Below are 15,866 nucleotides of genomic sequence, written 5' to 3' on the forward strand. Positions count from 1 at the left end.
GTAACCCCTGAAGTCGAGCTCCATGCATCGATGGGGAGGTCGGGATGCCGAGGCTGGTACTGATCGATACGGCGACGGGAACGCGGGTCCGGCACCGTATCAGGAGCTGGAAGCAGGCTTTGAAGCAGCAGGAGTGGTACGAGACGAAACTCGGGCGGCGCGTGCGGATCGAGAAGGAGTTTACGCGGTAACGTTGCCGGGGAACACACGGTGCCGTCGACCGGACCTCTTCCACCTGCATAACCGCCTCCTTCACCTGAGCCATCCCAGTTTGTAGAAGACCCAGCCGACCACGAGCATCGAGATGATCGTCCAGGCGGTCACCTGCCAGATGGAGAGGCTGAAGGGGGTGCCGAGGATGTTCGTCCCGAGCACCTGCCCGATCAGGGTCGGGATCAGCACGAGTGCCGAGAGGACGGCGATCACCCGCATCGCCCGGTTCATCTCGTAGGAGACGGTGTTGATGTGGACGTCGATCAGGGAGAGGAGCCCCTCCCGGATGTTCCCGGCGCTCTCGTGCAGGTAGTCCGTCTCGTTCGCAAGCGCGTCGAAGATGCTCTTCTCTCCTGCCCGCGATTTCGTAGAGGGGAGGTCCCTCGCGATGATCGTCGCCACCTCCCTCTGGTGGAAGAGGCTTGAAGCCAGAACGCTGCTCACCCGCTTGAGCTGGAAGACGGTATCAAGGAAGTCCTTCGGCATCTCGTTGTTGGGGGTTCCCTCAAGCCGCATCAGTTCGGCCTCCAGCTCCGCGAGGATCCGGGCGTAGTTCTCGTTGATCCCATCAAGGGAGCCGTAGAGGACCCGGGTGTCCAGGGGCACGCCGGCGAGTGCGCTCCCGTCGAGGCCCGCCCGGATCGGTCCGAAGAAGCGGTCTTCTGCTTTCGAGACGGTGACGATCGTCTTGCCCCGGTTCACGATGATGAGCCCGACGTTTGTCACGACCGGGACCCGCACCCCGTTTTGAACGCGGAGCGTCCGCTCCGGCGCCTGCACGAAGATGAGCCGGGTCTTGTCGGCAAACGTAATCCCGGGGTGCGATGGTCGCATCAGCCGGCTCTCGAAGAAGACGCCGGGCAGATCGAGGAGCCCGGAGAGCACCGGGAAGTCCGGACGCGACACACCGGAGAGGTCGAACCAGGCCTCGACCCGGGGATCGTCAAGATACCTCTTCACCTCGGCGGGGGTGAACCCCCTCTCGCCGTCTCCGGAATCCCCCACTCTCCCCCGGATCCGCATCGTCGAGAACGCCGGTTCCGCAGGCACCGCGACGGCAGTCTCCGGCTCGATCCGCCGCTCAACCGATCTTCCGCCGGCCGCCGCCACCCGGACCACCCGGAGGAGCCGGAGCGTGGGCGAGGACCTCGCGAGGGTCGAACCGGCAACCGGCACCACCTCGAGGACCGGGAGCGTGATGATGACAAGATCGAGGAGATGCCAGCGGTCCAGGAAATGACTCACCGGGTCCTCCGCAAGGGCCAGTTTGAGGACGTATTCGAGGACGAAGATGGCGATGATCGTGGTATCGGCCATATTGAGGAATTCGACGACCGGTTGAGGGAGGGCCGGGAGCAGGAGGGGTATGATGACGATTGGGGCCATTACCAGGCCGAGGAAGATCATCAGGCCGTCGGAAAGGATGCGGTAGACGAGACCCCTGAGATCTGCCTTCCTCTCCTGTCGGGTCTTTCCTGTAGCCTGTTGCATACCGTCACCAGAAACCGGACCCGCAGATCCCGGCGTCACCGGGTATACGCCTTTCCGTATATAGCAGGTGGGAGGCCGATCGCCGGGGACGGACCGGAACCCGTGCATGCCCCCTCTCGGGAGCCCGGGAAAGACTGATACTCCCGCCGGGCGTACCTGACAATCATGGACGGCGATGCGGCGGAACGGGTCTCGCTTGCGGACGCTATAGCGGCGGCGGAGGTCTCCCGCCGGGAGAAGAAGAAGAACCCGGCGATTGCGGCAGGGCTCTCGCTCCTCTTCAACGGCCTCGGGCAGGCCTACAACGGACAATTCATAAGAGGCGTCCTGGTTCTGCTCGGAAGCCTCCTCGGCCTCTTTCTCATGATCGTTCCGGGCGTGGCGATCTGGGTCTGGGGCGTTTACGATGCCTGGGCCACGGCCCAGCGGATGAACGAGGGGCTCCTCCCCTACCAGGAGACGAGCGCGCTTGCGATCGTCGCGTTCGTGGCCGTCTGGGCGGTGACGATCTTCTCGCTCTCGGCGGCGTCGGCGATGCTGCTCGTCGCGCTGGGGCAGCAGGGGTTGCTGTAGACAATGAGGCGAAAAGATAAGGAGATCACCGACCCGGCCCTCCTCTCTGCAATTCTTCGCGAGGCGTTCGTCTGCAGGATCGGGCTTGCCGACGGGGATTGGCCCTACCTGGTGCCGATGAACTTCGTGTACTCCGGTGGACACGTCTACCTCCACTCCGCGGGAGAAGGAAGGAAGATCGAGATCCTGAAGCGGAACAGCCGGGTCTGCTTCGAGACGGAGACCGGCGTGGAACTCGTGCGCTCGGAGAGGGCGTGTGATTTCGGAGCCCGGTATATCTCCATCATCGGGACCGGCACCGCGTCGTTCGTCACCGATCTTGCGGAAAAAGGCCGGGTCTTCGACCTCTTCATGGAGAAGTACGCCGGAGGCGGGAACTGGTCTTACCCCGAGGCGGCGCTCCGAGCGGTGACCGTGATCCGCGTCGACGTGGAGACGCTGACCGGGAAAGCGTCCGGCTATACCGAAGAGGAGGTGCAGCGTCTTCTTGCCGGGGGATCGGCGGGTTCGTGAATCAGGGGAGGTGCATCCCAATATACTCGCGGGCGCCTAATTTTCAAACTTGTTAGCACATTAAGAAACATTCATATTACCTGATCGACAAACGCAAACCCATGATAGGTCTCCCGGCAAACCGTCTCTTCTGCCTCGTCCTCCTGTTTCTCTTCGTTCCGGCCGCGGCCTGCGGCGCCCCGGTCACCCGGACTCTCTCCGCCGCCGAACCGGGGGCAGGGGAGGTCTTCGATGTCTCGCTCTCGATCGACGGCATCGCCCTCGGGGGGGTGGTCGAGACGCTGCCGGCCGGCTACGCCTTCGCGGGGACCGACCACCCGGACGATCGCGTCCTCGTCCGGGGGCAAAAGATCGGATTTACCGTGATGAACGACACCCGCATCACCTACTCCGTCACCGCCCCCGCCTCCGGGAGCGGGGATATTACCGGCACATGGGAAGACTTCCTCGGTGAGTCGGACGGGCAGGTAGCCGCCTCGCACGTCGCGGTGGACGGAATCGAGACGGCGGCGGAGAGCGCCGGGGAGAAGCCTGCCGCACAGGAGGCTGCTTCGCCGTTCGCAGCCCTGGCGGCGGCTGCCGCCCTTCTCCTTGCCGGGTGGGGTGGTCGGAGATGAACCGGTGGTATCTCCTCGCCCTCCTCCTGCTCCTCGCCGTCCCGGCATCGGCGGCAGAGGGCATCCCGGGGGACGCCGACGCCGACGGGACGCTCGCCCGTGCCGAGTACGCCTCGGCGGCCCTCGCCTACCTCGACGCCGCTTACATGAACGGCGCCGGCGACCTCGACCGGGACGACATCCGCGACGCCGCCTGGGTGTATGCCCGCTGGGACGGGAAACCCCGCGAGGTCACCGACTCCACAGGGAGAACGGTGACGCTCTACCGTCCCCTGCGCCGGGTGGTGACCTTCAGCGGCGAGTCCCTCGAGACCCTGCGATCGCTCGGGTTCGACATGGACAAAGTCGTCGCCGTCGACAAGTACAGTTACGAGAAGGAGACCTTCTTCCCTGGCTACCAGGAGAAGGCGAACGTCGGGTCGATCTGGTCTCCCGACATGGAGAAGGTTCTCATCCTCAGGCCGGACACGATCATCCTCTACGCGACGATCAGCACCGCGGCTTGCGACGACATCCAGAAGAGGCTCGAGGCGAGCAGTCCCGGGATCCGGGTGTTGCGGTTCGACTGCTTCAAGCCCACGACCTACGCGGGCGAGATCCGCACGGTCGCCTCGATCATCGATGAGGCCGAACGGGGGGAGGAGTTCGCTTCCTTCTACGGCTCGACGATGGACCGGATCCGGGACGGCACGGCGGACATCCCGGACGATGAGAAGACCCGGGTCTACTTCGAGTACTGGTTCGACTACACGACCGTTGCCGCCAGTGCGGGCTACAACGAGAAGACCGAACTCGCCGGCGGGAAGAACCCCTTCGCCACCGGGACGACCGAGTACCCGGTCGTCGACCCCGAGGCGATCATCGTCGCGGACCCCGAGGTCGTCGTCAAACTGGCCGGGCAGGGCCTGGCCGTCGGCGGCTACGCGGGGCACGATCCCGAAGCGCTCGATGCAATCCGGTCGGCACTGCTCGACCGGCCCGGGTGGTCGAGGATCTCCGCGGTGAAGGACGACCGCGTCCACGTCATCCACTCCGACATCCTCGGCGGCGCCCAGCACTTCATCGGGACGGCTTACCTCGCGAAGTGGTTCTACCCCGACCGGTTCAGCGACCTCGATCCGCACGCTATCCACCAGCGTTACCTCACCGGGTTCCAGGGGATCGACTTCGACCTCGCATCGCAAGGGACGTTCGTCTACCCGTGACCGGTGCCGCCATGGAACAGCACGTCATCATTCAGGAGGGGTATACCCGGCTGAAGAAGACCCGCGCCCTCTTCATCGGCGGTCTTCTTGCCGGCCTCGTCATCCTCATCGGCGTCGCGGTCACGCTCGGGTCGGCCGGCCTTACCGTGGGCGAGTCCTACCTCGCGATCCTGGCCGGCCTCCTCCCCGGGGTATTCAGCGCCCCCGACCTCGCAACGACCATCGTCTGGGACTTCCGGCTCCACCGGGTGCTCTTTGCGGTCTGTGCCGGGTTCGGGCTCGCGGTGGCGGGCTCTGTCATGCAGGGGATCCTCAGAAATCCGCTCGCAAGCCCCTTCACCCTCGGGATCGCCTCGGCGGCAGCCACCGGCGCTTCCATCGCCATCGTCCTCGGCGCCGGGGTCGTCGGCGGGGAGTACCTCGTCATCGGCAACGCCTTCCTCTTCTCCCTGCTTGCGGCGCTCGCCATCTACGGGATGGCCCGCTACCGGGGCATCGGTTCCGAGACGATGGTCCTCGCCGGTATCGCGCTCATGTACCTCTTCTCGGCGGTGACGTCGCTTTTGCAGTACGTCGGCAGCGCCGAACAGCTCCAGGCGGTGGTCTTCTGGATGTTCGGGTCGGTGGACAAATCCACCTGGCCGAAACTCGGGATCGTCGCTCTCGTCCTCGCCTGCACCATACCCTACCTCCTCTACCGCGCCTGGGACTTAAACGCCCTCGCGGAAGGAGACGAGGTGGCCGCCAGCCTCGGGGTTCCCGTCGAGCGGTCGATGACCGTCCTGATGATGATCGCCTCCCTGATCACCGCGGTGATCATCTGCTTCACCGGGACGATCGGCTTCATCGGGCTCGTCGCCCCGCACATCACCCGGATGGCCATCGGCAGCGATTTCCGCACGCTTCTTCCCGCTTCCGGCCTCGTGGGGGCTCTCCTCCTCCTCGGTGCCGACAGCATCGCACGCAGCGTCCTTGCGCCGCAGGTCCTTCCCGTCGGGATCGTGACTGCGTTCCTCGGGGTGCCGTTCTTCATCTATCTCTTCCTGCACCGGAGGAATGCCTGATGGCGCTGATATCGGTAAACGGCCTCTCGTTTGCCTACCGCGACCGGGAGGTGCTCTCCGCGATCACCTTCTCGGTGGACGCGGGCGAAGTACTCGGGCTCGTAGGGCCGAACGGGTGCGGGAAGACGACGCTTATCAGGTGCATCGACGGCATGCTCTCCCCCAACGGGGGCAGGGTGATGCTTGACGGGCGGGAACTCCGCTCGATGCACCGCCGCGAGGTCGCACGGGCGATGGCCTACGTGCCGCAGTCGGCCGGGAACGGGACCGCGGCGACGGTCTTCGAGACCGTCCTGATGGGGAGGCGGCCCTACCTGAACTGGACGGTGAACAGGACCGACGAGGAGAAGGTGGTTGCGGCGCTCGACCTCCTCGATCTCGGGGATCTCGCGCTCCGGAAGGTCGCCGAACTCTCCGGCGGGGAGCGCCAGCGGGTGATGATCGCCCGGGCGCTCGTGCAGGAGACGGGGGTGATCCTCCTCGACGAGCCGACGAGCAACCTGGACGTCTGCCACCAGATGGGAGTCATGGAAGTCCTCCGCGGGCTTGCCGAGGAGAGGAACCTCGCGGTCGTCATCGCGCTCCACGACCTGAATCTCGCCGCCACCTACTGCCACCGCCTCATGGTGATGAAGACAGGGTCTATCTACGGCTACGGGACGCCGGAAGAGGTGCTCACCGAAGAGATGCTCCGGTCCGTCTACGGGATCGAAGCGGTGGTGAAACGGGACCTTTCGGCGCCATACATGGTTCCGGTCAGGCCGGGGCACCTGAGGGAAGGGGCGTGAGGGCCCCCCTCCTCATCCCCTGAGAATAGTTAACGCTTCCTTTGATTCCATGACCGGATGCACTTCTTTGTAGCCGAGGTCACTCCAGGGAGAACTGACCTTCATGAGGGCGACGGGATCATCCGTCTCGATCAGCCGGAAGACCGTGTTCCCTACGAGGTCGACCCACTCGTTGATCAGGGTCACGCCTTCCGGAATCTCCTCCCTGGCCCGCGCCTCCATGATCTCGGCCATCTTCCCGGGCTCCCAGGTGAATATGCTTAGGAACTGCATGCTCTTCCCCCCTCGTTGCCGCATCCCGGCGTGCCGGGATGGACGGTCGGCGCCATGGGCTCCGGAGTATAAAAACCTGTTGCAGGGCGGACCGTCCGCTACGGTTGCCCTCCCCTTCTCTCCTTCACGGCGGCAGAGATGAGCATGGCGGTGACGGCGGAGATCACGAGGAGCACGACCGTGTACTGGTCGGCCGTGCCCACGACCGCGACCAGGAGGATGGATGTCAGGGGTGCCCCGAGGGCGAGGGTGAGGGCCGCGACCTCGATGCAGAGCACGAAGATCGAGACCGGCACGCCTGGGAAGGCGAGGTTTAAGGCGAGCCCGATCAGCGTCGACGAGAAGATAATGGGAAAGAGCGGCCCGCCGATATACCCGCTCTTGAACGAGAGCGCGAGCAGGAGGATCTTCAAGACCGCTATGCCGAGCAGCATCCCGACCCCGAGCCGGGCCGGGTCGGCGATGATCCCGTGGATCTGGCTCTCCCCGGAGAAGAGCACCTCCGGGATGAAGTAACCGACGCAGGCAATGACCGCCCCGGCGGCGAGGACGCGGGCGACGGGCGCGTCGCCGAATATCCGGTCCATGACCGTCCCGGCGGCCTGCATGGAGGCCCCCGCAAAGATCGCGAGCAGCCCCCCGAGGATGCCGAGGATGACCGCGTAGAGGATGTAGGCGGGATGCAGTTCGGCAAGCGGCTGGAAGGGGATGCTCCGGGCGAACGAGGGGAACCCGAGAAGCAGGTAGACGAGAAAGCCGATGGTGCCGGCGAGCAGGTTCCAGGTGAGGAACCGGAAGGCGTTTTTGTTTCCGCCGACCTGGAACTCGGTGGCGAACACCCCCGTAAAGAGCACGCTGCCGATGATCCCGTTGAACGCCGATGCCAGGGCCGCAACGTCGAACCCGAGCGCGGCCCCGGGGGACCCGATCCTGAGCCTGTCGCGGATGTAGGGGGAGACGTACCCCATCAGGACGGTGATGGTCCCTTCCGGCCCGACGCTTGCCCCGGAGAGGAGCGAGAGAATCGAAGAGAGAAATGCGCCGGGAAACGTCCGATAGTCGGGCTTCTCGCCTCCGCCTTTGAGCGATTCGGCGAACCCGCCATGGATCACGTCGGGTGCGTGCAGGTACCTGCGGCAGAGGCCGACAAGCAGCGAGAAGGCGAGGACGCCTGCCGGGACCGCCCAGGGGTTGGCCTGCACGAAGCCGTTCTGGACCCAGACGACCCTGTTGAGCAGTCCGTAGAGGGCGAGGTAGGCGACCGTAAAGAGGATGGCGATTACGGCGATGAGGGCGACCTGCCAGAGGTTCGGGGTTCCTTCCCGGCTATCGGGCTCAACGCAGATCTGCTCTTCCGGCGGCGCCGGACCGTCTGCAGGTGCTGACATGGCAGGCACGATGCGGCCCGTTCGGCGGTTCCGGGTAATCTTCCTTGCGGTCGACTTCTCTCGACCGCCTGAAAAAAAGTATCCGTTCCCCAAACCCGGGGAACGGGGTTATCTCCGTCGGGGGCGCGTCTCGACGCGCTCCGTCGTGACGACCTCCGGCGGCGGGGTCTCCTCGCGCTTCATGGCTTCCGCTTCCTCGCGGGTCGGCGGGGTTATGGTTCCGGCCGACTGGATCAGGCCGTAGTCCGCTTCCCGGGGCCAGTTGTCCTCCTCGAAGCCCGGCTCATCGTCCAGCCGCCGCTTGTCGATGTTCACGACGAAGTTGTCGTCCCCGGGACGGTAGATCACGGCTTCCGGCGGGATGGCAAACCTCTTTGCCGCCACGCCGAGCACGCCGCCGTACCTGAGCACCAGGTAATCCACCTTGCCCTCGGGGAACCCGATCCGCATATCCGAGATCTCCCCGAGGTCATCTCCCTGCGGGTTGATCACGTTCTTGTCCAGGATGTCGTCGGCCGACATGAACCACTCTTCGCCGGCTGTCCGCGTCCTGCGTTCCAGAATTACATCCGATCTCTCCTGCATCTTCTTCGCCTCCGTTGCCTCTTACGAGGGGGCGTGCACTGAGTGCCGGGAGTCCTTAAAATGATTTGCACACCGCGACCGGGGGGTAGCCCGCCCTCCGGGAAGGCGGGTCCACTGCCCGAATAAACGCTGGATGTCTGATTATCGTCCCATAGGTGCCTTATTTGTGCCCTGAAGCAAATGGATGAGATTATTAACGGGTGCGACAATCCCCTGTTTATGGAGCCTACTGTCAAACTGGATCTCACCACGATCCTTGAGGCAACAGGCGAGTTGCAGCACTTTCTCGACCTGGGGGCCGCCCGCCTGCGGGCAGAGGGGCCGTTACCGGAAAAAGCTTCCGAAGAGTTGATCTTTTCGATGGCCGACGAACTTGAGGGCCACCTGCGGGCGATGCGCGTCCAGCAGGGGTCCGCCAGCATCAGCGATCTCCGGGTCTGGACCCGGGCCTGGATCGACGAGCGGCAGGAGGCACTTACGCGGGGGCCGGTGCAGGGCGGCGACCGGGGGTGACCGTCCCGGGCGCGCGTCCCCCTCCGGCTGACCCTATGATTTATCATCACCCGCGCCAATGCGGCCCCGATGCCTCATTTCGACCTCTTCTTCAAGACCGAGGAACTGCGGCGGAGGCTTGAGCCGCACCTGAAGCTGATCCCGCCGTACTTCGAGTTCACGGTTCGGACGGGCACCCCGGAGGTCCGTTATTTCGACCAGAAGGACCCGATGTGGAAAGGCTTTCCCTTCCCGGTTCCGGACGGAACTGTCTACGTCTTCGACGATGCGATCCCCGCCCGGGCCCTCGGGGGCGGGATGCAGAACCGGGCGAGCGTCCGGGTCACGCGCCAGGACACGGACGACGAAGCGCTCATCCTCCGGATCTGGCACGAGATCCTGCATGCGGTAGGGCAGCCGGCGGACGATCTGGTCAAGCGGGCGGGCGAGTGGCAGAGCCTCTCCGATCGGGTCATGTGGGCAGCCTGGCAGTCGCTCTCCCGGCCGATCGACGTGCCGTTCTGGCACCGGAAGTTTTACTCGTGGCTGACGGAGCGGGCGGCCTCCGGGGCGGGGGGGAGATAGATTTTCGTGCTGGACCAAGGACTCTGCACCGGGACAATACCGCATAATTTCTCTTTTTCCCGGTACGGCGAACCCGGAACCGGGACCTCATAGCCGCCCTGAGGATACACCGTTCGGGTCTTCCCGCGTGGCCCCTATCGGGACGGGGGGCACCCCTTTTTTTTGTTCGCCCTGGCTCTCCCTCACCCCACAACGACGGTGATCGGATTGCCCCGGACCGTGCCGCGAACTTCAACGACCGGGCGGCCCCGCGAGCAGGTCTTCGATCCAGAATACTCCAGACCCACCTGCTTTTTTATAAATAACCCCGGAGAAATTATGATCGATGAAACTGCCGTACGGGAGCCGGCTCGGGAAGGATAGAGAGGCAGAGGTCCCGGTGGTCTCGCCGAACGAGTTCTCACAGAGGGTTGCATACTCCCGGACTGAGGCGAAGAAGATCCTCAATGCGGCAGAGAACGATCTGGCAACCCTTGCCGGGATGAAATGGAGCCTTGAGTACACATTGCCCATCCTTGGAGCGGCGATACTGATCAACCTGGGGCTTCTGCTCGCACGTACCGGGGAGTATTATCTCTACTGGATCATGGCGTCCTTCATATTCCTGATGATCAATCCTTTCCTCCTTCTGCTCCCGACTGATGCAGGCGATCTGAAGTCCTATATCCGGTATTTCAACGATCTCAAGAATCGCGAGAGAAAGAGCCTCGAGGAGATCATCTCATGGGAGAGTCTTGAGAAGAGTGCCGCCGTCCCTGCCGATGCAATCGAGGCGCTCAAGCGGCTCACGCAACAGAGGAACTCCCTCTATGAACTTGGTTGGAACCTGTTCTTCATCAACTGCCAGCCTCTCGCCCCGGGCTTTCTCGTGCTCTTCGCTCTCTCCTCGGTGTTTGCGCTTGCAGGCTGGCTCGTGAGCGGTGAGTTCGGGCCGTACTCCACCGCGATCGTCGTCATCCAGTCCGCCGCAATTATCGTCTTCTATGTTGCGATCGTGTATGTGCAGCCGTATTCGCGAGGCTTCTTTGCGGGGATACTCGGTATGCAGTCCCGCATCAAAGAACGGTATAACGAGGCCTGGACCCAGGGGCTGAAGTATGCGCTCACCGCTGCCGTCGTGACAACCGTTGCCGGCGTCATCTTCATCGCGGCGATCGTTCTCCCCGGGGTGACCTACAACAGTTTCACCTCCGCCGAAGCCGATATCGAACTCAGGGCCGGCATGTTTGCCCTCATCTTCCTGACGCAGATGATCGTCGTGCGGCACCTGCAGGGAGGCTACAGCCGCACACTCGTCTACTCCCTCTTGTCATCCAGGATCGAGACGATCCGCGAGGAGGTGCTTTCGGTCGTCGCAGACCTCGCCTCGGTGTCGCTCCGCAACGGAGTGACCCCTCGGATGGCAGAAGACCTCGAGAGGATAACCCTTGATCTGACCCGGTGCCGGGCGCTCAAGATCGACTACGCGTCGCTGTTCGGCTATTTCCCCGTCTGTATGGTGACGCCGGACGTCGGTGCCATAATGCGTGTTGCCGAGACGGTGGATGGCAGCCGCGGAAGGACCCGGGTCGACGAGGCGGCAGCATAATCCCCCGGGCCACCGGGCAACGGCAGGTTGGGATGCCCGGCCGGGTGGGCCCTGGATCCGGGCGCAGGACCCGGTCATCGCTTGTTCTCATGGTTTCCGGGAAAGACTATACCTGCCTGCTCCCGTTGTGCTCGTGCTTGTATTGCCTCTGTGGGATATTTTCGGAAGTCGGCGCCACCATCCGCGTATCCATAGATCCACAGTTAGCCGTTATCTTGCTTCCAATTTTTTTATGGGCCTGTTCCGGGGGAGACCGGGGTAGTTTCTCCTCTTTTTTGAGGTCTCCCGGCAACTACCGGCAGACGCGGTATCCGGCTGCTGTGAGGGTACGGACGAAGGCTTCATCCCATTCCGTGCCGCAGAGCCCATCCAACGTCGGTTGCACCCGTTCCCAGAGCCGGCCGAGTTCGTCAGTGTCCGGAGTGAGCGCTCTCTGGTACGTCACACGTCCGGCCAACTTCCCCTGCGAATCAAGGACGAGCAGGCGGCAGCAGTATTCGCGGCAGAGGTCGGGGCGTGTCATGTGGACCGTGCACCACGCCTTTCCCGTCTCCCCATATCTTAAAAAGGGGCATGCGTTCGGCAATCCCTCGATGCTGCTCCTGTCCTCGAAGAGGGTTATTTTGTCCGGGTCGACCCGCACCTCTTCTGCATCTCCGGTATAGTGGTTGTGCACGATAAACGTATAGTCGCCACGCTCTTCGATAACCCTGTGGACGTCCCGCATGTGGGTGCAGCACCTGCCGCACTGACAGCATTTACCGGCGATGGTGCCCCCCTCCCCGAGCACCGGACGGCCAGCATACCGGCACGCTCATCATCCGGTATTCTGCACCGCAGTCGTATAATACCTGCCGGAACCGCCCGGGTGTTGGCAGGCCGCCGGCACGTCGATGCCGGTCATGGCGCAGGGGAGCCGTGACTGCCCGGGCACGCTCCTCAACACAGATGATGGTTGCTCGCCGGGAAGGGAAGATGTCTCACCCCCGACAAAGGAGCATACGGTCGAATTGACTGGCGAGATCTCGGCCGACCATTTCATGGACAACGAGGTGAACCGGGACGAGATAAAGGTCGGTGTGTGCATCTCCGAGATGATCGAGAACTACACCAATGCGTGCTTTGAGGACCTCGCCAGGGCGAACCCGAAGACGCTTGCCCCGGTGAACGCGGGGATATCACGATCCACGACCACCCAGACCTCCAGAGGACCCACGCGGAAGTATGCGTGAACCAGAACGTTCCGAAGGCCGGTCACCTGCTTGCAGGGAACGCCGGGAGAAGCGCTTCGCAGGTCCAGGGGAACGCGACGCTCCAGAGGGAACGGAGCGCGAGAAGACCTCTGGTCTTCGAAGACGTGCGGCTCACCGATGATCTGGAGGTGGTGAATCATCCAGACCTGCATCCGTTCATCCGGCAGGAATGTCTCCCGGTCGGAGCCTCCTTGACCTTGTTGCCCTGAAACAGGAACTGGAGGCGCTGCTCGGGATTCCAGTCGATACCGCCGAGCCTGAATCCCTGCACTGATATATCAGGGATCGGGATGCCACGCTCTACCCGCTCCATATCAGAAGCAACCACAGATTGACCGATACCAATCCTTAAGACCCGTTGAGGACGACAGGAGAATGGTATGGTCACTCTCTATCTCGCCAAATGGGAGACGCGGTTCTGGGCCTGGCTCATCGATATCATCCTGATCGGGCTGCCTCTCTGGGCGCTCTCCGACCGGCTGCCGCCCGCCTGGAGGTTCATGATAGACCCCGGACTCCTCTCCTTCAGCCTCTCCTCGGTCGTCCTCTTCCTCTACTGGACGCTCTTTGAGGGATACCGGGGCCAGTCCATCGGCAAGATGGCGTTGAAGATCCGGGTCACCGGCCGCACCGGGGAGGATATCGGGTTTGGCGCCGCGGCGATCGAGAGTTTCGGGAAAGCGTTTCTCCTGATCCCCGACTGCCTTATCGGTTGGCTCGCCATGCCGGGCTCAAAACAGCGGCTCTTCAACCGGATCTCGGGAACCGTCGTGATAGAGACCCGCGAAGCGGAGGAACCGGAGGGCGTCACTTATGTGAAGCAGGAGGAGTGAACGCTAACCCCCGGCCATCACCGGGAGCCCTGCAGCCCGCCAGGCGCTCATGCCGCCCTCGATCTCGTAAACCTCGCAAAACCCGGCCTCGCGCATCAGTTCCCGGACACCGACGCTTCGTACGCCCCGCTGGCAGTATATAAGATAGGTTCCGTCCGGGTCGAGGTCATCAAGGTGCTCTGAGATGTGTGCCGAGTCGATGTTGATTGCGCGCGGGATGTGTCCGCCGGCGAACTCATCCGGCCGCCTGGTATCGATGACGACAAAATCTGGATCTCCTTGCATCTCTTCGATCAGGACGGACGCCTCGGCGGGCGGAATGGTCCGGATGATCCGGTCATCAGGCGCCGGGCCCTCGTCAAGGCATCCGCCGATGAGGACGAGTGCGATGATACTCCCGGCAACGAACAGAAGTACGAGCGGGAGACGGTGGGAAGTCATACACCCATTTCATGACCATTGAGATAAAGGAGGTTTCGATCCTCCGGGTTGCCTCCGTCTCCCGGCTTTTGTCCACCGGTTCGGTAGCCGAGTATTTTAAGAAGAGTTGTTAGATTCAAGCGGTGTATCGCCGAGAGCCATCACCGCACGGAAGGTCTCGGGTGCATCGAGCGCCACGACCTCCCCGCCGTCCACCACGGCAACCCGGGTGCAGATTGCCTCCGCTTCAGCTACATCGTGTGTCGTAAAGATGATCGTCACCCTCCGCTCGCGGTTCAGCCGCCGGAGCAGGTCCCAGATCTCGCGGCGACCGGGTCCGTCGAGCCCCTTCGTCGGTTCGGCAAGGAAGAGGACTCCCGGGTGTGCAAGATATGCCCGGGCGATCTCAAGGTGCTGCACCATGGCAGGGGAGTAAGTCTCAACCGCAGCGTCGGCGCTTTCGCCGATTCCAAAGAGTCCTATAACCTCGGAAATCCTCCTTTTCCGGACCTCGTCGCCCAGGCCATGCAGCCGTGCGTGAAAGTCCAGATTTTCCCTGCCGGTCAGTGCAGGGTCGAGTACCGGCTCCTGGAGGACGATACCCATGCTCCGCCGCATGTCCCCGAGGTTCCCGAGGATCGCAAGCGGTGAACGTTCGGCAAATCCGGAGATCGGAAAGAGCATCGTCATGAGGATGGCGATCAGGGTCCGCCGGTCCTGACCGCAGGGACAGAGAATACCGAAGATCTCTCCGCTCTTCACATCGAACGGGATCGGGCCTCGTGCCTGAAGCCGTTCCAGATGCCGGATCAGATCCTCAACAGTGTAGCCAATCATGTTTCTCCGCAAAGATGTGTTCGGTCGGCGAAAACGGAGCCATTCTCAATCACCTGCTACCCCCAACATCCGTCCGATATTGCGCGAACTCCCTGCGGGATATGGCTTCTGCATGCATTATCCGGTGTCCGTTATCTGATTCGAGGAAGGAGGTATTGTTTATCACTATTTTTGGTTATCTCTATATGAATATATCTATCTAGAAATGATTATAAAATACGCAATTTATGCTTTTTGTTTTCTCTTGAACCTCCCTTTTGGCATACAACAGGTAAGAAGCATCAATCTGCGGAGGGATCGTGGCAGGTTTGGTGAGCCGGGCCGGCACCGTCCCGGCCGAAGAACCACCAAGCCGTACTGATGAAGTTATTTATGGCATGGACCCGTCCGGTACACTCCGCCTATGGAGACCGACCTGTCCACGATCGCGATTCTGCCGCTTCCCTTCAGCCCGGAGCAGATCCTTATCGCTTTAGCCGTCCTCATACCGGCTCTGGTCATATTCAACCTGCTTCTTGTCACCGAGGGGATCTTTGAGACGATCGGGCTCCGGTTCTACCAGGCAGTGCTGGTGACCACAGGGGCGCTGCTCGGCAGCCTGATCGACATCCCGGTAGTCCCTGTCGGGGAAGTGGTCATCGCGGTCAACGTCGGCGGCGCCATTATCCCCTCCTTCATGACCGCCGCGATGGTCGCGAGCGGCCGGGTATCGCGCTACAAGCTCGTCGCCGCCGTCATCGCCGTATCGTTCGTCGCATACGCGTTCGCAACACCGGTCCCGGGCCTCGGGATCACCATGCCGTTCTACATCGCGCCCCTCGCAGGTGCCGCCGCCGGGCTCCTCCTTGCCCGCGGCTGCCGCGCCGCACCCGGGCTCGCCTACGCAGGCGGGACCATGGGCACCCTGCTCGGCGCCGACATCCTCAACCTCGCGAACCCCGGCGTGCTTGCGGCACTTGCTGGAGGCCGGGCGACCACCCTCTCCATCGGGGGTGCGGGGATATTCGACGGCATCTTCGTCACCGGCATCCTCTCGGTCCTGCTCGCGGTGTATGCGGGGAGGAGTCTCCGGGAGAAGGGGGGTGTCTGCCCGCAGGAGGGAGGGGAGTGAGGGTGTTGAAAAGGAGGGAGAAAGGTGCCGGGCTCAA

At 63.0% G+C, this 15,866-nt stretch carries 20 protein-coding genes; 12 read left to right on the forward strand and 8 right to left on the reverse strand.

The features are described from left to right. The first annotated feature begins 44 nt into the window (after positions 1 to 44). Positions 45 to 191 (forward strand): hypothetical protein, encoded by a 147-nt coding sequence (locus HL657_RS05850; protein ID WP_317295891.1) that lies wholly within the window; start codon positions 45 to 47, stop codon positions 189 to 191. Between the two features lie 61 nt (positions 192 to 252). On the opposite strand, the gene HL657_RS05855 is transcribed toward HL657_RS05850, so the two are convergent. Further along, positions 253 to 1,704: a CorA family divalent cation transporter gene (locus HL657_RS05855; RefSeq protein ID WP_317295892.1), complete on the reverse strand. Its 1,452-nt coding sequence runs from the start codon at positions 1,702 to 1,704 to the stop codon at positions 253 to 255. 165 nt (positions 1,705 to 1,869) lie between these two features. Between HL657_RS05855 and HL657_RS05860 the strand changes: the two genes are divergently transcribed. The 6 genes from HL657_RS05860 to HL657_RS05885 all read left to right on the forward strand — a co-directional run bounded on the left by HL657_RS05860 (position 1,870) and on the right by HL657_RS05885 (position 6,464). After that, entirely contained in the window at positions 1,870 to 2,277 is a 408-nt protein-coding gene (locus HL657_RS05860; protein WP_317295893.1) for a hypothetical protein, read from the forward strand. Between the two features lie 3 nt (positions 2,278 to 2,280). After that, entirely contained in the window at positions 2,281 to 2,790 is a 510-nt protein-coding gene (locus HL657_RS05865) for a pyridoxamine 5'-phosphate oxidase family protein (protein WP_317295894.1), read from the forward strand. Between the two features lie 101 nt (positions 2,791 to 2,891). Then, positions 2,892 to 3,407 (forward strand): hypothetical protein, encoded by a 516-nt coding sequence (locus HL657_RS05870; protein ID WP_317295895.1) that lies wholly within the window; start codon positions 2,892 to 2,894, stop codon positions 3,405 to 3,407. Beyond that, the gene (locus HL657_RS05875; protein ID WP_317295896.1) at positions 3,404 to 4,612 is read left to right on the forward strand and encodes an ABC transporter substrate-binding protein; all 1,209 of its coding nucleotides are present in this window, start codon (positions 3,404 to 3,406) and stop codon (positions 4,610 to 4,612) included. The genes HL657_RS05870 and HL657_RS05875 overlap by 4 nt, the downstream gene beginning before the upstream one ends. Positions 4,613 to 4,623: 11 nt before the next feature. Continuing rightward, positions 4,624 to 5,676, forward strand: a complete 1,053-nt coding sequence (locus tag HL657_RS05880) for a FecCD family ABC transporter permease (protein WP_317295897.1) — start codon at positions 4,624 to 4,626, stop codon at positions 5,674 to 5,676. Next, on the forward strand, positions 5,676 to 6,464 hold the full coding sequence (locus HL657_RS05885; protein ID WP_317295898.1) for an ABC transporter ATP-binding protein: 789 nt from the start codon (positions 5,676 to 5,678) through the stop codon (positions 6,462 to 6,464). Before HL657_RS05880 ends, HL657_RS05885 begins: the two co-directional genes overlap by 1 nt. A gap of 12 nt (positions 6,465 to 6,476) precedes the next feature. Here the strand turns inward: HL657_RS05885 and HL657_RS05890 are convergent, their stop codons facing one another. The 3 genes from HL657_RS05890 to HL657_RS05900 form a co-directional block, all read right to left on the reverse strand. Beyond that, positions 6,477 to 6,737: a DUF3303 domain-containing protein gene (locus HL657_RS05890; RefSeq protein ID WP_317295899.1), complete on the reverse strand. Its 261-nt coding sequence runs from the start codon at positions 6,735 to 6,737 to the stop codon at positions 6,477 to 6,479. Between the two features lie 98 nt (positions 6,738 to 6,835). Beyond that, positions 6,836 to 8,125 (reverse strand): chloride channel protein, encoded by a 1,290-nt coding sequence (locus tag HL657_RS05895; RefSeq protein WP_317295900.1) that lies wholly within the window; start codon positions 8,123 to 8,125, stop codon positions 6,836 to 6,838. Between the two features lie 108 nt (positions 8,126 to 8,233). Next, complete coding sequence (locus HL657_RS05900; RefSeq protein ID WP_317295901.1) at positions 8,234 to 8,710, reverse strand: PRC-barrel domain-containing protein; 477 nt, start codon at positions 8,708 to 8,710, stop codon at positions 8,234 to 8,236. 219 nt (positions 8,711 to 8,929) lie between these two features. Between HL657_RS05900 and HL657_RS05905 the strand changes: the two genes are divergently transcribed. The 3 genes from HL657_RS05905 (at position 8,930) to HL657_RS05915 (ending at position 11,375) form a co-directional block, all read left to right on the forward strand. Further along, positions 8,930 to 9,223, forward strand: coding sequence for a hypothetical protein (locus HL657_RS05905; RefSeq protein ID WP_317295902.1), 294 nt, complete (start codon positions 8,930 to 8,932; stop codon positions 9,221 to 9,223). Positions 9,224 to 9,292: 69 nt separating this feature from the next. Then, a complete protein-coding gene (locus tag HL657_RS05910) occupies positions 9,293 to 9,787 on the forward strand; it encodes a hypothetical protein (RefSeq protein WP_317295903.1) in 495 nt (164 codons plus the stop codon). 325 nt (positions 9,788 to 10,112) lie between these two features. Further along, positions 10,113 to 11,375, forward strand: coding sequence for a hypothetical protein (locus tag HL657_RS05915; protein ID WP_317295904.1), 1,263 nt, complete (start codon positions 10,113 to 10,115; stop codon positions 11,373 to 11,375). Positions 11,376 to 11,667: 292 nt separating this feature from the next. On the opposite strand, the gene HL657_RS05920 is transcribed toward HL657_RS05915, so the two are convergent. Next, positions 11,668 to 12,102: a YkgJ family cysteine cluster protein gene (locus HL657_RS05920; RefSeq protein WP_394804644.1), complete on the reverse strand. Its 435-nt coding sequence runs from the start codon at positions 12,100 to 12,102 to the stop codon at positions 11,668 to 11,670. 378 nt (positions 12,103 to 12,480) lie between these two features. Then, positions 12,481 to 12,780, reverse strand: a complete 300-nt coding sequence (locus HL657_RS05925) for a HepT-like ribonuclease domain-containing protein (RefSeq protein ID WP_317295906.1) — start codon at positions 12,778 to 12,780, stop codon at positions 12,481 to 12,483. A 228-nt stretch (positions 12,781 to 13,008) separates the two neighbouring features. Here HL657_RS05925 and HL657_RS05930 point away from each other — a divergent pair, with 228 nt between their 5' ends. Continuing rightward, complete coding sequence (locus HL657_RS05930; protein WP_317295907.1) at positions 13,009 to 13,461, forward strand: RDD family protein; 453 nt, start codon at positions 13,009 to 13,011, stop codon at positions 13,459 to 13,461. A gap of 3 nt (positions 13,462 to 13,464) precedes the next feature. Here the strand turns inward: HL657_RS05930 and HL657_RS05935 are convergent, their stop codons facing one another. After that, a complete protein-coding gene (locus HL657_RS05935; protein ID WP_317295908.1) occupies positions 13,465 to 13,902 on the reverse strand; it encodes a rhodanese-like domain-containing protein in 438 nt (145 codons plus the stop codon). A gap of 96 nt (positions 13,903 to 13,998) precedes the next feature. Continuing rightward, positions 13,999 to 14,718, reverse strand: a complete 720-nt coding sequence (locus tag HL657_RS05940; RefSeq protein ID WP_317295909.1) for an ATP-binding cassette domain-containing protein — start codon at positions 14,716 to 14,718, stop codon at positions 13,999 to 14,001. Between the two features lie 403 nt (positions 14,719 to 15,121). Here HL657_RS05940 and HL657_RS05945 point away from each other — a divergent pair, with 403 nt between their 5' ends. Then, positions 15,122 to 15,829, forward strand: coding sequence for a DUF1614 domain-containing protein (locus tag HL657_RS05945; RefSeq protein WP_317295910.1), 708 nt, complete (start codon positions 15,122 to 15,124; stop codon positions 15,827 to 15,829). Positions 15,830 to 15,866: the final 37 nt, after the last annotated feature.

This window comes from Methanoculleus nereidis, assembly GCF_032944295.1.
GTDB lineage: Archaea > Halobacteriota > Methanomicrobia > Methanomicrobiales > Methanoculleaceae > Methanoculleus > Methanoculleus nereidis.

Excerpts from the sequence above, each read along its gene's own strand:
- HL657_RS05850 (WP_317295891.1), top strand. The coding sequence starts at position 45 with ATGCCGAGGCTGGTACTGATCGATACGGCGACGGGAACGCGGGTCCGG.
- HL657_RS05855 (WP_317295892.1), bottom strand. The coding sequence starts at position 1,704 with ATGCAACAGGCTACAGGAAAGACCCGACAGGAGAGGAAGGCAGATCTC.
- HL657_RS05860 (WP_317295893.1), top strand. The coding sequence starts at position 1,870 with ATGGACGGCGATGCGGCGGAACGGGTCTCGCTTGCGGACGCTATAGCG.
- HL657_RS05865 (WP_317295894.1), top strand. The coding sequence starts at position 2,281 with ATGAGGCGAAAAGATAAGGAGATCACCGACCCGGCCCTCCTCTCTGCA.
- HL657_RS05870 (WP_317295895.1), top strand. The coding sequence starts at position 2,892 with ATGATAGGTCTCCCGGCAAACCGTCTCTTCTGCCTCGTCCTCCTGTTT.
- HL657_RS05875 (WP_317295896.1), top strand. The coding sequence starts at position 3,404 with ATGAACCGGTGGTATCTCCTCGCCCTCCTCCTGCTCCTCGCCGTCCCG.
- HL657_RS05880 (WP_317295897.1), top strand. The coding sequence starts at position 4,624 with ATGGAACAGCACGTCATCATTCAGGAGGGGTATACCCGGCTGAAGAAG.
- HL657_RS05885 (WP_317295898.1), top strand. The coding sequence starts at position 5,676 with ATGGCGCTGATATCGGTAAACGGCCTCTCGTTTGCCTACCGCGACCGG.
- HL657_RS05890 (WP_317295899.1), bottom strand. The coding sequence starts at position 6,737 with ATGCAGTTCCTAAGCATATTCACCTGGGAGCCCGGGAAGATGGCCGAG.
- HL657_RS05895 (WP_317295900.1), bottom strand. The coding sequence starts at position 8,125 with ATGTCAGCACCTGCAGACGGTCCGGCGCCGCCGGAAGAGCAGATCTGC.
- HL657_RS05900 (WP_317295901.1), bottom strand. The coding sequence starts at position 8,710 with ATGCAGGAGAGATCGGATGTAATTCTGGAACGCAGGACGCGGACAGCC.
- HL657_RS05905 (WP_317295902.1), top strand. The coding sequence starts at position 8,930 with ATGGAGCCTACTGTCAAACTGGATCTCACCACGATCCTTGAGGCAACA.
- HL657_RS05910 (WP_317295903.1), top strand. The coding sequence starts at position 9,293 with ATGCCTCATTTCGACCTCTTCTTCAAGACCGAGGAACTGCGGCGGAGG.
- HL657_RS05915 (WP_317295904.1), top strand. The coding sequence starts at position 10,113 with ATGAAACTGCCGTACGGGAGCCGGCTCGGGAAGGATAGAGAGGCAGAG.
- HL657_RS05920 (WP_394804644.1), bottom strand. The coding sequence starts at position 12,102 with ATGCGGGACGTCCACAGGGTTATCGAAGAGCGTGGCGACTATACGTTT.
- HL657_RS05925 (WP_317295906.1), bottom strand. The coding sequence starts at position 12,780 with ATGCAGGTCTGGATGATTCACCACCTCCAGATCATCGGTGAGCCGCAC.
- HL657_RS05930 (WP_317295907.1), top strand. The coding sequence starts at position 13,009 with ATGGTCACTCTCTATCTCGCCAAATGGGAGACGCGGTTCTGGGCCTGG.
- HL657_RS05935 (WP_317295908.1), bottom strand. The coding sequence starts at position 13,902 with ATGACTTCCCACCGTCTCCCGCTCGTACTTCTGTTCGTTGCCGGGAGT.
- HL657_RS05940 (WP_317295909.1), bottom strand. The coding sequence starts at position 14,718 with ATGATTGGCTACACTGTTGAGGATCTGATCCGGCATCTGGAACGGCTT.
- HL657_RS05945 (WP_317295910.1), top strand. The coding sequence starts at position 15,122 with ATGGAGACCGACCTGTCCACGATCGCGATTCTGCCGCTTCCCTTCAGC.